Annotated in this window: 13 protein-coding genes; 10 read left to right on the top strand and 3 right to left on the bottom strand. The window is 49.4% G+C overall.

Annotation, left to right across the window (positions count from 1 at the left end; translation table 11 throughout):
* The 4 genes from NZ772_03330 to NZ772_03315 form a co-directional block, all read left to right on the top strand.
* On the top strand, window positions 1–599 hold a 599-nt coding region (locus NZ772_03330; protein ID MCS6812592.1), incomplete at its 5' end, for a hypothetical protein.
* Window positions 600–934: 335 nt separating this feature from the next.
* Entirely contained in the window at window positions 935–1,708 is a 774-nt protein-coding gene (locus NZ772_03325) for a PatU (GenBank protein ID MCS6812591.1), read from the top strand.
* 92 nt (window positions 1,709–1,800) lie between these two features.
* Entirely contained in the window at window positions 1,801–4,209 is a 2,409-nt protein-coding gene (locus tag NZ772_03320; GenBank protein ID MCS6812590.1) for a DUF3488 and DUF4129 domain-containing transglutaminase family protein, read from the top strand.
* Window positions 4,210–4,393: 184 nt separating this feature from the next.
* The gene (locus tag NZ772_03315; protein MCS6812589.1) at window positions 4,394–5,179 is read left to right on the top strand and encodes a hypothetical protein; all 786 of its coding nucleotides are present in this window, start codon (window positions 4,394–4,396) and stop codon (window positions 5,177–5,179) included.
* Window positions 5,180–6,249: 1,070 nt separating this feature from the next.
* On the opposite strand, the gene NZ772_03310 is transcribed toward NZ772_03315, so the two are convergent.
* From NZ772_03310 to NZ772_03300, 3 genes are all read right to left on the bottom strand, one after another.
* Window positions 6,250–8,616: a PEP-utilizing enzyme gene (locus tag NZ772_03310; protein MCS6812588.1), complete on the bottom strand. Its 2,367-nt coding sequence runs from the start codon at window positions 8,614–8,616 to the stop codon at window positions 6,250–6,252.
* A gap of 118 nt (window positions 8,617–8,734) precedes the next feature.
* Entirely contained in the window at window positions 8,735–9,205 is a 471-nt protein-coding gene (locus tag NZ772_03305; protein MCS6812587.1) for a tetratricopeptide repeat protein, read from the bottom strand.
* A gap of 11 nt (window positions 9,206–9,216) precedes the next feature.
* Window positions 9,217–9,516 carry a YggT family protein gene (locus NZ772_03300; protein MCS6812586.1) on the bottom strand — a complete coding sequence of 100 codons (300 nt, stop codon included), beginning with the start codon at window positions 9,514–9,516 and terminating at the stop codon, window positions 9,217–9,219.
* A 152-nt stretch (window positions 9,517–9,668) separates the two neighbouring features.
* Here NZ772_03300 and NZ772_03295 point away from each other — a divergent pair, with 152 nt between their 5' ends.
* From NZ772_03295 to NZ772_03270, 6 genes are all read left to right on the top strand, one after another.
* Window positions 9,669–9,788, top strand: coding sequence for a photosystem II reaction center X protein (locus NZ772_03295; GenBank protein MCS6812585.1), 120 nt, complete (start codon window positions 9,669–9,671; stop codon window positions 9,786–9,788).
* A 262-nt stretch (window positions 9,789–10,050) separates the two neighbouring features.
* Window positions 10,051–11,100, top strand: a complete 1,050-nt coding sequence (locus NZ772_03290) for a Ycf66 family protein (protein ID MCS6812584.1) — start codon at window positions 10,051–10,053, stop codon at window positions 11,098–11,100.
* Between the two features lie 43 nt (window positions 11,101–11,143).
* Window positions 11,144–11,653: a biopolymer transporter Tol gene (locus NZ772_03285; GenBank protein ID MCS6812583.1), complete on the top strand. Its 510-nt coding sequence runs from the start codon at window positions 11,144–11,146 to the stop codon at window positions 11,651–11,653.
* Window positions 11,654–11,682: 29 nt separating this feature from the next.
* On the top strand, window positions 11,683–12,189 hold the full coding sequence (locus NZ772_03280) for a Tol biopolymer transporter periplasmic protein (protein MCS6812582.1): 507 nt from the start codon (window positions 11,683–11,685) through the stop codon (window positions 12,187–12,189).
* Between the two features lie 186 nt (window positions 12,190–12,375).
* Window positions 12,376–13,071 carry a TrkA family potassium uptake protein gene (locus tag NZ772_03275; GenBank protein MCS6812581.1) on the top strand — a complete coding sequence of 232 codons (696 nt, stop codon included), beginning with the start codon at window positions 12,376–12,378 and terminating at the stop codon, window positions 13,069–13,071.
* Window positions 13,072–13,091: 20 nt separating this feature from the next.
* Window positions 13,092–14,851: N-acetylmuramoyl-L-alanine amidase (locus tag NZ772_03270; protein ID MCS6812580.1), on the top strand; the 1,760-nt coding region annotated here is incomplete at its 3' end.

Below are 14,851 nucleotides of genomic sequence, written 5' to 3'. Positions count from 1 at the left end.
CACTAGTGGATATTGAAATGGCAGCAGATGGGACATCGGGAGATTCAGAACAGACTTGGAGTAATGCTTCACTGCAACGAGTTCGTGAGCAGATGGTTGCCCGTGAGCCAGAACCAACAGAAGACTCCCTACGGGATGCAGTGATTACGGAATTGATGGAATATCTCAAGGAGCGTGACCAGGAAGATTGTGCTGACTATTTCACACTCCGGTTACAAGATCTCTCAGCTAGCGAAATTGAAGCCATTTTAGATCTAACACCCCGCCAGCGTGACTACTTACAACAGCGCTTTAAGTATCATCTAATTCGGTTTGCTCTGTCCCATCGCTGGGAGTTGGTGCATCAGTGGCTAGAGGCAGATTTAGACCATAGTCTAGGGTTAACGTCTCAACAGTGGCAACTCTTTCAGCTAAAGATTACGCCTCAGCAACAAGATTTGTTGAGCTTAAAGCAACAGGGATTGTCGGATGGCGCGATCGCCCAAACACTGAGTTGTACGGTCAATCAAGTACAGAAGCAATGGTCAAAACTTTTGGAGCAAGCCTGGGAAATTCGTAATGGTGCAGTATCCGGATCGGGGAATTCTCGGACTGAATAAGGGGTCAGTTGATGGATAATCAGCGATCCGAAGGAGAGTTAATTAACTGGCTGCTTGACATGACTGTGTTAAGCAAGCTAGTTCCAATCAGGGAAAGATCTCACCGCCACGGAGTGATGCCAGCCGATTGTGATTGTCATGATCAATCGATGACTAAGGAACAGGTGACTGGATATCCAAGATCGAGTAAGCTGAAGCACGTAGGTTTACCAATCGACGATCTGGATCCACTCGTATCGGAGGAGTTATCTTCCATCGAGCCTGTCCTCCGTGAATCAGTAAACTTCTCTCCGCACTCAGGGGTTCGACTAGTTCATTCGGGAGAAATAGGTACTGTGCAAGATCGATTCCATGCCATATTAAAGCGTCGGCTCCAAGCCGAGATTCAACAGAATCCACCGCTATTCCCCTGGGAAAGTGAAGTGGGTGACTATGAGTACGAACAGGCCGAAGCTGTAGTTAGTGGACTGGCCCAAGGTTCATGGATGGCTCAACTACGTAGCCTGAAGTTGCCAATATCCTTGCCTGAGCCAGTATTGGCTAAATTGTTTGGGCAATGTCGCCGAGTTGTTCAGCAATCGCTGTTGGAGGGCGCTAAGTTAGTCCAGGTGGTTGAGTCATTGTTTCCTGAGAGCAATCAAGATTTCAACTCCTTAGCGGGGGTAGTGCTGCTGGGAGCTTCTCGTTCAGCAGCGTTGACTGCAAATGATTTACCCACAAGCTACGAAGCAGCGTCATCTGACCAGAAGGTGGTGCTGTCAATGCTGGCGGCCAAGGAAGTGTTGGATATGTTGACGGTTAAGGTGTCTGCTGCTCAGCCAACGGCTGAACGTCAATGGCTAACTGAGGCAGGGCCGTTGATGCTAGCTATGAACTATCAGGCGCAAAGTGGTGGTGAACTCCGGGTGCGCGGTCATGTGCCTTGTGCAGCTAGCTTGGTGCTGCGATCGGGTGATATGGAAGCGCAAGCCTCGCGGTTAGATGCTGGTGCACTTAGTGTAGAGTTGTTGGATTTAAAGCCAAATCAGATTTGTCCGCTGGAAATTTACCTTCAGGGCGATGAGCAACAACCACTCGTGTTTGCAGTGTGTCCAAGTGCTGCATCCTAAGGCACAGGTTGGTGATCGTGCCTAGTTGGGCAAGTAGTGACAAGGTTGGTTAGACTAGGAGCGATTTCGTCAACGTTGCGTCGCTAACCGCCATGACTAATGCCTCTGATATGCAGTCGATTTCCTCGACCGCTAGGTCTTCTCTTCAAGCACAACCGCCATCAGGGTTACCTCATCGTGCTGATATCGAAGATTCTGTTGCTCTGCGAATTTTAGTGCAGGCATTGGTGGTGGTTGGCATCATTGCTACGGACATGGCAGCTCTTGATGTCACTGCTGCATGGCAGATAACAAGCTACTGGGCAATTCCCATCAGCATTGCTGGAGCAGCATGGAGTTGGCGAACTCGACGACGACGCAATATTCCAGTCAAATTTCTGTTGGCGATTGGGATGTTGCTGTCCCTGTTTTTCTTCTTTAGTCGCCTACTCGGTACATTGAACGATACCCGACTAGCCCTGGCGCAACTATTGATTCAACTGCAAGTGTTGCACAGCTTCGACTTGCCCCGACGCAAAGATTTGGGCTATTCCATGGTTATTGGCCTTATCTTGCTAGGGGTAGCGGCAACCTTGAGTCAAACTTTAATGTTTGCACCAGCACTGCTGGTGTTTATTGCTATTGCTCTGCCCATGATGGTGCTAGATTATCGCTCTCGGTTGGGGATTGTGGGCGATCGTCAGTCTGCTCAACCCATTAGAGCCAACCTGTTGGCGGTAATGCCCCTGACTCCCAAGCAACTAGGTATTTTGTTCGCTACGGTGCTAGGGCTGGGGTTAGTCATTTTTGCCTTCATGCCCCGGTTGCCTGGTTATCAGTTGCGTACTTTTCCAGTTAGCGCTCCAGTTGAGTTTCAGGGAGAGTTTGATGCAACGCGGGTGGTTAATCCGGGCTATGTGCGAGAGGGCAGGCAAGGGAATGGTGGTAATGGCAACCAAGTAGGCACTGATGCTGCTGGCCAAAGAGATCCCCAGCAGGCTCGCATTGGCGCACCAGGGTCATTGGATCCTGTTCAATACTATGGATTTAATACGGAAATTAACCAAAACCTGCGAGGACAGTTGAAGCCGCAAGTGGTAATGCGGGTGCGATCGCAGGCGGCTGGCTATTGGCGAGTCATGGGGTTTGATCGTTATACTGGTCGCGGCTGGGAAGTGTCACGCAATGCAGAAGCAAGAACAGTAACTCGCCCGGAGTGGACTTATCAGTTTTTCCTAGAGCGCCCTTACACCTTGAATCGTTTTCGGGAGGTTGTGCAAACGTACACCATCGTCAGTGAAGAAATGCCCAACATTATTCCAGCGTTGGTGCAACCTAAGGAGCTTTACTTTCCCACCCGCCAGATTGGTATTGACCCAGAGGGCAGCCTACGATCGCCCCTAGCCCTAACTGAGGGCTTTACCTACACTGTCATTTCTGAAGTGCCCTATCGCGATCGTAGTCGCCTGCGCACCGCCTCTACCGACTATGCAAAAGGAATTAAGAACTATTACCTGCAATTGCCATCGCGTATCGTGCAACGGATCCGACAAAAAACAGAAGAAATCCTTGCTACCTCTGACCAGCCCTTAGATTCTCCCTACGAGAAAGCCCTGTTCTTGACCCAATACCTTAAGCAAAACTACGAAATATTACCAGAAATGCCCTTCTGGGAACTTAACCAAGACATGACCGAGGCGTTTCTCTTTGTCTATCGTGGCGGCTATGCAGATCATTTTTCTACAACTCTGACAGTAATGTTGCGATCAATTGGAATTCCTGCTCGCTTAGCCACTGGCTTTGGTCCTGGTGAGTTCAATCCCTTTACTGGCTTCTATGTCGTTCGCAATACAGACGCATATGCCGTCACAGAGGTGTTTTTCCCCCAGTTTGGGTGGTTTGCCTTTGACCCCATTCCTGGGCACGAACTCTATCCCCCTTCAATCGAAGACTACGAAAGCTTCACAGTTCTAGAATCTTTTTGGAAATGGGTAGCTGGATGGCTGCCTACACCGCTGCGCGGTTGGCTCAACCAAGTAATTGCTGTGGTTATGGATTTCTTAGGGCAAATGATTGGCTGGTTCTTTGCCTTGTTGAGTCAGGGGTGGCTGGGTATCTTGATAGCACTAATCATGGCCACGGCGATCGGATTCTGTGGCTGGCTACTGTGGGCAAGCTGGCAAGCGTGGTGCTACCACCGTTTCTTGGCAACACTGCCCCCTATGGAGCGGCTCTATCGACAAATGGTGAACTGGCTGGCCATGCAGGGTTATGGTAAGCGTGCAGCAGATACTCCTTTGGAGTATGCCCGTACTATTCGTCAGCACTACCCCGAATCTACGGCTCAGGTTGTAGATGACATCTCGACTGCCTATGTTCGCTGGCGTTATGGTGGGCAAGCTGGGAATGTTGGCTATCTCTCTCGTCAGTTTAAGACCCTGCAACGACAACTGATTAATCGTCAACGATCGTCAAAACCCGCGCCATCATTACCTAACTCTCGAACATCAGAGAATAGCTAGCTCTATCCTAGCCCTGCCGATAACACTTGGGATTTATCGGCATTCCTGCTAGTATTTGGAAAACTTCTGAAGAGTTTGCCACACTTTTGGGAAGTTTAAGGATTGTGGTGTTCCTGATCAAGTTCAGTTATTAAATTAACTGCACCAATACAAGATTGTTTAGTATATTTTGGGAGGAGTGATTATGCGTTTACCGGTATTAGCTTGTCAATCTGCACTCGTAGCTAGTATTACAACCTCAGCATTACTGGGAGTACAAAATCTAACTCATGCTGAGCAGCTATCTACCAGCTCAGTTAAGGTACCAGAAATCACAAGTGCATCTAGTCTTTCTGCCTACATGACGGATGCCCAGAGCGATGGCTTTCAGGTAACTGCGCCAACGTTTTCTGATAGCACAGTTACATTCCAGGGCGAAGCTCCGATCATGCTTGCTCAGTTCAGCGCACCAGTGACCTTATCACCTGAGCAAGTGGCCCTGGATGTAGCTCCCCAAGTTCAGCTTACTGCTATGAATGTAGCCTCTGCTGATACTAAGCAGATTCAAGACGTTACTACCTCTTCAGAACCTAACTACGGTTTCAGCTACATTGGGGGTGGCCTCAATATTGGTCTAGGATCCGGCAGAACAGGCTTAGGCCAAACTAGCTTTGCTATCATTAGCAAAATTGGCTTTACAAATTATCTCTCGTTTCGTCCATCAATCCTGTTTACTGATAACCTCACGGTATTGTTACCGGTTACCTACGATTTCCGGGGTCGCCGGATAGCAGGTGCTACAGTGCTTCCCTTCCTGGGTGCTGGTGTAGCAGCAGCTACCCGCGGCAGCACCTCCTTTGAACTGTTGTTTACAGGTGGTGTGGATGTCCCCGTTTCCAAAGAAATCACAATTACTGGCTCATTAAACGCTACGGTGACTGGTGGCTCATCAATTGGTCTGCTACTAGGTGTTGCCTATAACTTTGAATAGCTGCCATAAATAGCCTCCAGCATAACTACTCAAGCTACCTATTCCTCTCCCAACTTGGAAGGGGACGGTGAAGTTCACGTTTATGCCAGCCAATTCAATTTTCGTAGGATAAGGCCGTATGGTGTTCAAGGGTGGGGTTAAGGCACAGGTGCAGTTGCAGTTCGTGTCAGAACTCACCCTACAGATGCCCTGAATAGCTCGCGTATTGCTATGGGAATTTCTATTCAACGAACAGGGTGAATTTAATCTGGCAGTAACATACCCAGAAGAATCACTACAAATTTTTTGGGATTGGGCTATGCCGATGCAGAGTGAATTTGGGAAACACTGACAGGGGTACTACTGATGGAACTAATAATGTAGTCTCTCTAGGAGTAAGCATTGCAGCGGATGAGGAATGAGACTCGTTCTCCTAAACTTCTCCTAAACTCACACTGCACAGTAGGCAAGTTCGTAGTGAGGACTTTAGTCCTCAACCCTTTTATGCTCAAATTCTTGGCTCCCTCAAGGAGCTACGAATCTAAATCACTTAAGAATATAGTCTCCTTGGCTTTACTCAGGGCACGCTCCCTTTGGCTCTGCCTGCTGTGATGCCGCTCAGGGGAGATTGTTTGTTAATGGATTGTAATCAGACTCGAATGCCTGCGAGTTAGAGGATGCTGGTTGTGCCAACTCTTTGGAGGAGAAAGGTCTATGGGATTAGGGCTAAGGGAAGACCCCGCAACGGTGACATGTTTCTAGCAGAGGGTTCGGGGCGAGGGTAGCCTAAGTGGTCACTCTGTTGATTTATAGTCGTTCCAATTTAGCTTGGAACACTTACCCTTACTTCAACCCTTCTTTCAGAGCGGGTAAGGGGGCTTGAATGCTTCTTGCTAATCTGGGATGACTATACTTAATCCTTGGCGAAAATATCACTGCAATGCTTTAACTGTGCCAAAATTCCCACTTTGAACATGCTGACAGACAGTCACCTCAAATCATCCCTCGACCAGCGATGTCTCAGCAATGTCTTATTTATTCTCTTAGTGCCAGCCACTGATGATGACTATCGTGCTTGTCAGTTTCTTGCTCTATAGCAAGCAAGAGGAGCCAAGTTGTTGCTCTGCGTTCAGGATGGCTTGATAGGTCTGCTCAATGGCGCTTGCTTCTACAGAAATTGATGAGATCCCTAGTTGGACTAAATAGGGAATGAGATCGGGATACTGGACGGGTGCTTGCCCACAGATGGAGCAAGGGATATGGAGTGCTCGTGCTTGGTGGATGATCTGGGCGATCGCACCCAATACTGCCGGGTGATTGGCATTGTAGCCCTCAGCCGCGAGGGTTTCATCTCGATCGATCGCTAGCACCAGTTGTGTTAAGTCATTTGTGCCAATGGAAATACCCTGGACACCCGCTCGTGCATAGTCAGGCAATAGCCAGACCACAGATGGTACCTCTGCCATGATCCAGATTTGCAGGGGGGTGTTAGTAGTTAAGCCTGCACTCACCACCTGTTGCCGACAAAGCTCAAATTCCTCAACTGTACGGACAAAGGGCAGGAGCAAATGTACATTGGTATACCCTTGGTGTTGGACTTGCGCTAGAGCTGCTAACTCCAGTGTAAACAGCGTGGGATCCTTAACATAGCTGAGAGTGCCCCGTAACCCCAGCATAGGATTAGCTTCGATCGCCATCTCTTCACCCCCGACCAAGGCACGAAACTCGTGGGAGCGCAAATCTAAGGAGCGATACCACACAGGGCGAGGAAAAAAGGCAGCAGCAATTTGACTAACTGCTAGCGCCATCCGTTCTACGAATATAGCTTGACGATTATGCCTGAGCCACGATCGCGGATGCTGATAGTCTAGGATTTTGAGAGCTAGCAACTCAGAGCGAAGTAACCCAACCCCGCTCACACCAGGATGACGGGCAACCTCGATCGACTGCACTTGGCTGAGGTTAACCAAAAGTTGAGTCTGCACTGTAGTCACGGGCGCGGAATAGCCAAGAGACGACGACAACGAATAATCGTGGTGAGGCCGTGTCTCTTGGGCAACCATTGATTGCTGGGCAGGGTAAACTTCACCCCGATCGCCGTCTAGCAATACTGGCAGTCCTGGTTGCAACCGCTGTGTGGCATGGGCAGCATTGACGATCGCTGGAAGCCCCAACTCTCGGGCCAAAATAGCAGCGTGGGATGTTAATCCCCCTTGTTCAGTGATAATGCCAACAACCTGTTCTAACAAGGGCAGCCAGTCTGGACTAAGGCTAGAAGTGACGAGAATAGTGCCAGGATGCAGCCGATGGGGGCGTGCTTGAGCAGCAGATACTATATAAACAGTGCCAATAACCTGCCCTCTAGAAGCTGGTAACCCTTTGACTAGGGGTAACGGAGTCGTTGCTGGCGAAGTCAATGTTGCTGCCTGAGCAAGTTGGCTTGGTGGAGAATGCTGAATAATCTGGACACTAGACAACTTTAAGGTAGTCCCAAGATGTTGAGCATGATTTGCAAAGATCCAACCTATCCGAAACTTGGATCCTAGTAATGGTTGCACCTGTCTCACTAGTTCAGCCAGTGACTGTAACTGGTCTACCCTAAGTACAGGGTGAAGTTGCTGGTCGTCAGCCTCAAGTCGGTAGGGTAATGCTTCGTGAACCCCCATCGGTAGGGGATAGGTCTCATCAGCCGCCTGTCTACGGGTTGGTAAAGTAGGTGTGCAACATATAGACTTCTTGGTAATAATTTGCTCGACCAACTCACCGCTGTAACAACGCAAACGATAGGTATCTGGCACTAACATGCCATAACATGACCGTAAAGCTACACCACGAAAGGCTTGGACTGTAATATCAGTGCCGTCGGTTTGGGCAGTGCCGCTGCCTAGGGCCGAATCTAAGGGCTGGACAACGATCGTCATTCTCAAGTGTTGCAGTTGAATGCCGTGACCTTGCCAAAGCAGCATACTCCTAGCTCGAAACACTTCACCCCAAGCTGCTTGTAGTCCCTGGGTGATGGCTGCTGGATCAACCCAACAGATTTGAGGATCTAACAACTCACTGAGCTGACTGCTGAGAGTGCTGTTGCCTTGAATCGTGACATAGGGTTGCAGCGTCAAGGCGGGCACTTGCCAAGGAGATACAGCCGCTACAATCTCGCTCACTAGCTCATTTGGCAGAGTTGCAGTCAACAGTTCACTGCGGATTTGACGGGCGATCGCCTGCAATTGACAAGGATTTTGCTGATTTAGATATAGTGAAGAGTCAGGTAAGTCCGCAAAGAGTGGCTCTAGCCAATTTATCTGCCCTAAGAAGGCTTGAAACGCTTGGACTGATATCACCAGAGAAGGAACTACTGCCACACCGCTGCGAGCTAGCTGGGCCATGTGAAACCCCTGCTCTCCGACAGAGTCGCAATCAGAAGGTTGAATGTCTTCTAAGCGATAAAGGTTTAACACGGCAATTGTTTCTGTACTAATGATCTCTGACCCTATGGCTTTACTGCATACCGCCGATTTTAATCAGAAACTCCACCCTCAAGGGGTTTTAACCCTGACCACAGCCACAAAATTGCCCTTAGCCAAGTCGAATGGTGCATTCCAGCAGTAACCGCTGATTTTCAATGGCATAGGGTTGAATCTCTAAAGCACGCTTAAATGCCTGAATTGCCCCTAGATAGTCTCCAATAGCTGCACGACAAAGCCCTAGGCCGTGCAATGCCCCAAAATGCACTGGGTTGAGGGCAATGACCTGCTTGCAATCCTGGATGGCTTGTTGGTAACGACCTGTCATATAGTACAAGACTGCTCGACGATTCCATGCCTCAGCAAAATCTGGTTGATGTTGAATCAAGTCAGTTAGCAGCATTTCAGCAGAGGCTACCTGACCAGCTTCTAGGAGGCTTTGGCTACGCTGAAGTAGCTCTAGCCCATAGATGCCCTTTTGGTGAAACCAAAACTGCCAGAGAGCCTCAGTTGCTTGCTGTCGGATGGTCTCATCAGGATTTTTTAGGTCGTCTAACAGACGATCGATGTGAGCGCTATCCATGAGGTTATGTCCTATCGGGATGCCATCATGGTGAAAATGCCCTGTTGACCAAGCAACAGTTCACGCAGCAGACTAAAGATGCCAACCCAGATAACAGGGGTTATATCGACACCACCAATCGGTGGCACCAGCTTTCGCGAGGGTGCCAAAAATGGCTCTGTTGGTATCACAACCATCTTAAACAGCGGTTGACTGAGGTCAACTTGTGGAGTCCAAGTCAATACAATCCGAATGATAAATAGCAAAGTCATCAACCCTAAGAACAATCCCAATCCCCAAGTAAGTCCGATCGTCACAGTCATTGCAGTCATTTAGTATGCATCCTAAGTGTAAATGTTTGTAAACCAATAATGATTTAATTTTAACGACCTTCTGGAATCAGTTATGTCTTCTCAAGACGATCCCTTCCGACTAGAATTAGTTCTGTAACTGTTTTGTAAATACTCTTAGACTCGTAACCCCTATGACACCATCATTGATGAACTTTTTTTGGAGCTTGATTTTGGGCGCGGTGATCGTTGTGATTCCTACTACGGTTGCTCTGCTGTTTATTAGCCAGAAAGATAAGATTGTTCGCCGCTAGACATAGTACTGCATAACGTTTAGCGTTAGGAGTTTGGGACAAGAGATGGAGTTGCAACTTAGCCGACTTGTTTGCTGAGTTTGGTCTTTATCGCGGTTGTCTATGCAGCCTCTCTAGCACCAAGACTCCTAACATTATTAACTAGCTTGGCACTAAAAGCCTACAGTGTTGTGAGTATGCTAGCCTGTTAGGGAACTGAGGTTTGGCTAGGTAGCTAAGTGCAATGATAGATTTTGGATTTTACGCTATAGGAAGCTGGGCAATGGACATAGCGATCGCTGCGGAGGGATCTGTTCAGATTGTCCAGGCTCAAGTTAACTTAGGGCTGAATCCTGCAAGTATTTTGGGGATTGCACTAGCTGTTGCTGGGGCCGGGCTGTATTTTTTGCGTAACTTTCGTCCTGAATTAGCCCGCGACCACGATATTTTCTTCTCAGCCGTTGGCCTATTGTGTGGGTTGATCCTATTGTCCCAAGGATGGCGGCTTGATCCGATCTTACAATTTGGAGTGTTTTTGTTGGCAGGATCAGCCGTGTTTTTTGCCTGGGAAAGTATCCGCCTGCGAGGTGTAGCTACAGAACAGGCTAAACGCAGCCCAATCGTGGATGACGATCGCCCCGTCAGCCGCGTGTATCGAGCGGAGCTGGATGACTATGAAACCTTTGATGAACGTCCCCAGCGTCGTCGCATCAGGGGCACTCGTGACCTGCGCGATCGCGACGAGGATAATTACGATACGGAAGTCCGTCGGCGGCCTCCTCTGCGGGGAGATGTGCGCCCGCCCGAAGATGAACCGCGTGGGCGTGCATCTGGTGATGTGGACGATATGACTCGAAAGCGCCGCCCGCGGCCTGCGCGAGACGATAGCAATCAAGCGCCACCCCGGACATCGGTGGATGATCGTCCCGCACGACCCTCTCGCAGTCGTGAGCAAACATCTGGCTATGCTCCCATGGACGATGAAGATCTGCCACCTAGGCCACGCCGATCGCGTCCACCTTCACCGTCTCCCGATGATCAACCGTCACCGCCTCGGCGGCGATCGTCAGCTAGAGTTGCTGTGGATGAAGATTATGTTGATTATCAACCCGTTGACCAGCCTTTTGAATCAACAGGTAAGCGCGGTGATCAACGTGATGATGCTAGCAATTGGTCGAATAATGGCACTGACGAATCAGTTGATGCCTACGCTGACAACAGTGAAGTAAGCTGGAAGCGGCAGCGAAGCAGTGACGAGGATGATGCTGATAGGCCCAGGCCAACCAGTTTCACGGATGACGACGACACGTCTGCTGAGTTTACACAGTCCTGATTTGCTATCTCGCATAGCTTTAATGATTGCCAAGTTGGTAGCCATGAGTACTGTGTTGGCGCTGACTAGTTGTGCTACTACTGATCAATTTCCCCTCACTAGTACTCTCAATAGCCGCTATACAGATGAACAACCAGCTTTAAGTGGAGACGGTCGATTCTTAGCCTTTGTGTCTAACCGAGACGGCAGCCGTAATATCCTCCTGTATGACTTGCAGCAGCGTCAGTTTGTGTATTTGCCCCAGCTAAACCGTCGTAATGCGATCGCCGAGCAGCCCAGCCTTAGCTACACAGCTCGCTATATTGTCTATTTGGCTAGTGACCGGGGCAGGCCAGAAATTGAACTCTACGATCGGGCAACTCGACGTACTCAGATATTAACGATCGGATACCAAGGTTGGATCCGCAATCCTAAGATTAGCCCAGATGGACGCTACATCACCTTTGAGACAGGTTCACGGGGTCAATGGGATATTGAAGTGTTAGATCGGGGTGCTACGGTGGAATTGGATCGTCCTAATGCTCCTATTCCTGGCTTGCAACCATCACCATAGTCCCGATCAGAGATTGCTCTGGCGACCTTATGAAACAGATACCACTGCTAGCTTTGCTCACAATCTGTCTAGGGGGTTGTGTTACCCCTGCTCGGCTGTTGACCTTTCCCTTTGATCCAGGGGGGCGCAGTCTCAATAGTACCTATGCTGACCAATCACCCCAGATGGCTGGGCGTTATTTGATATTTGTGTCCGATCGTCGTGGCAGTCAGGACATCTACCTATACGACCTCACAACTCAGCGCTTGATTGACTTGCCAGGGCTGAATGCTCCAGACTTTATCGCGTCTCAGCCTTCAATTTCTGCTGATGGACAGTTCATTGTGTTTACAGGCATCCGTCAGGGCATATCTGGCATCTATCTCTATAATCGCAATACCCGACAATTGCGTAATCTGACGGCAAGCCTACGGGCGGCTGTTCGTAACCCATCCATTAGCGCTGATGGTCGTCGTATTGCCTTCGAGTCTAGTGTCAATGGCCAGTGGGATGTGGTGGTTTACGATCGAGCAGGGCAACCGATCGCTGGTTTATAACAATCCTAAAGAATAGTTTGCAAGACAACATGTCTGCTAAAACCTTGACAAAACGTAGGGTATCAGGATGCTCTATGATTAACAGCGTAGCCTGACGTAGAGATTCAGGTTCATGGTTGAACCATAGACTGACAATCCTATCCTAGCTATACCTTCGGTTCCGTTGTTTTGTCTTATCCCTACGTTATGAACTTAGCCTCCCTAAGCTTCTTTCGACATCTGCGAGAAGGAAATCGACAATTTGCTGTCATTGGTTTAGGTCGTTTTGGCAGGGCTGTATGCAGCACCTTGCATCATACGGGGTACGAAGTATTGGCTGCCGACTCAGAAGAAACGCGGGTTGCACAAGTGCTAGCTGACCATATTGCGTCTCATGCTGTTCAAATCGACTCAACACAATTGGTTGCCTTAAAAGAAGCAGGTATCACGGATTTTGATACGGTGATTGTGAGCATTGGCAATTATGTAGAAGCCAGTGTCATTACCACCATGAACTTGAAAGAGGCTGGCGTTCCTAATGTGGTTGCCAAGGCTTCCTCAGAAATTCATGAAAAGCTCTTAAAGAAGGTTGGGGCTGACCATGTGGTGTTTCCAGAGCATGAAATGGGCTGCACGTTGGCTCGATCGTTGACGAAACCAGGAATTCTTGATCGCTTCGAGTTGGATCCTGACCATAGTATTGTGGAAGTGATCACCCCCGCCGAGTTTGATCATCGGACAATTGCAGAACTACAACTACGCAACCGTTATGGCTTAAACCTATTAGCGATCGTTAACGATGGCCATGTTGAGGTGAACCCAGAACCAAGCCGCCGACTCCAAAAAGGCTCAGTTATGGTAGTTATTGGATCTAACAAAGGCATTGAAAAATTGCCAATCTAGCCAAAGGTCAGAGTTACGATATGGCGCAACCCATTACCAAGATCTATCTCCATTGGTCTGCAACCGACTACAACTGGGCATCTCCGGGTACTTATCATACTGTTGTGCAAGGTAATGGTGCAGTGCGTCGCCTAGCTGGATATGACCAGCCACTTCATGGTCATACCCACGGTCGCAATAGTCATGCCGTTAGTCTCTGTCTGGCTTGCATGGGTGGTGATGGCTGGTCAAGCTATCCCCCTAGACGTGAGCAAATTGATAGCCTCTGTCGAGAAGTTGCTAACCTTGCCTATCGCCTAGGGTGGACACCGGAACATGTTTCTATCCAACGCATCTTGACCCAAGCAGAAGCCGCTGCTAATCGAGACTTTCCCTTAGAGGCAGCTCGACAAGTGTCTGGGTGGAGTAAGCCCACCTCTACAGTTCAAGCAGAGGAATACAGTCGCCGCGCTCGGTTGCTGGGGTTACCTCATGAAAACTTTGGCCCCACGGCTTGGTTTGATGATTGGCCCACAGGTTACCAAGAGCGATGGGGCTTGTGGCAACTGAGTCCCTCAGATCGTCCTGGTGAAGGGGGTTTTCGGTTACGAGATATGATTCGGCAATATTTACAGCAGGCAGCCATTGACGCAAGACGATCCCCCAGACTGCGTGACGTTAACCTCTATATTAATAACCGCATTGCTGGCAGGGCTTGGATCCTGACAGATAATCGCGCCTATGCCCAGTTGTCCACCCTAACGGCAGCCTATGGCATTACCACGACGTGGAGTGCAGCTAAGGGCTATGCCAACCTGAAAACAACGCAGTACCAAGTGAAGTATCTAGCGGCTGCACCGATATTTTTAGGGTTTCCATCTGTTGATATATATCTAAATCGCCCAGAGGATGCTTCAGGGGTTGCTATCGTTGACTCTCAGGTATTGACTCGTCCCTTCATGCAAGGTCTAGTGATTGATAATGCTCTTTGGGTGAGCTTGGCAGACTTTTGTCAGGAATTGGGTATCGCCATTCGAGTTGCCTCAGACTTGTCAATTTATCTAGGTGTATCTGAGCCGCCACCGCCACCACCGACACCTGCTCCTGCACCAGCAGCACCCGCTAGACCATCGGATATTTTGCGCCTTTGTGACATCTACTTGGGTGAAACCACTTTTTTAAGTAAGGGTTACCTGTTAGCCGACAACCGCTGCTATGTGAAATTGGCAAACTTGGCAACTGCCTATGGTTTTCGCTTGACCTGGAATGGCAGAGGGCGGTATCTGAATGTCATTAGTAATCGCCTTCAGGCCAACTATCTTGAAGATGCACAACCGGTATCGGGCTATGCCATAGTGCCGATATTCTTGAATCGGCCAGAAGATGCTCAGGGCAACCCGATCGACTCTCCTCAGACTCCTGCTCGTCCGTTCATGCAGGGCATTATTATGGAGAACTCTGCATTCGTAGCGATCGCTGAATTTTGTCGTGAGTTAGGCATTACGATCCGCGTCGATCCTGATTTCTCTATTCACCTGGGTTCCATACCTCAGCCACCAACACCTCAGCCGCTAACATCTGGGTCTGGTACTACTGGCTCTAACGGTAGGATGAGCGTCATGCCCCCCTATATTGTCACCCCACCCCCTACTACCCCAGCGCCACCACCAACCACACCGCCGTCTACACCACCGACTTCACAGTCACCCACACCGCCAACTGCGCCGCCGTCTACACCACCGACTTCACAGTCACCCACACCGCCAACTGCGCCGCCGTCTACACCACCGACTTCACAGTC

The organism is Cyanobacteriota bacterium (assembly GCA_025054735.1).
In the GTDB taxonomy this organism is placed as follows: Bacteria; Cyanobacteriota; Cyanobacteriia; order SKYG9; family SKYG9; genus SKYG9.
The sequence above is the reverse complement of the archived record's forward strand: the minus strand, read 5'-3'. Positions and strand labels throughout refer to the sequence as shown.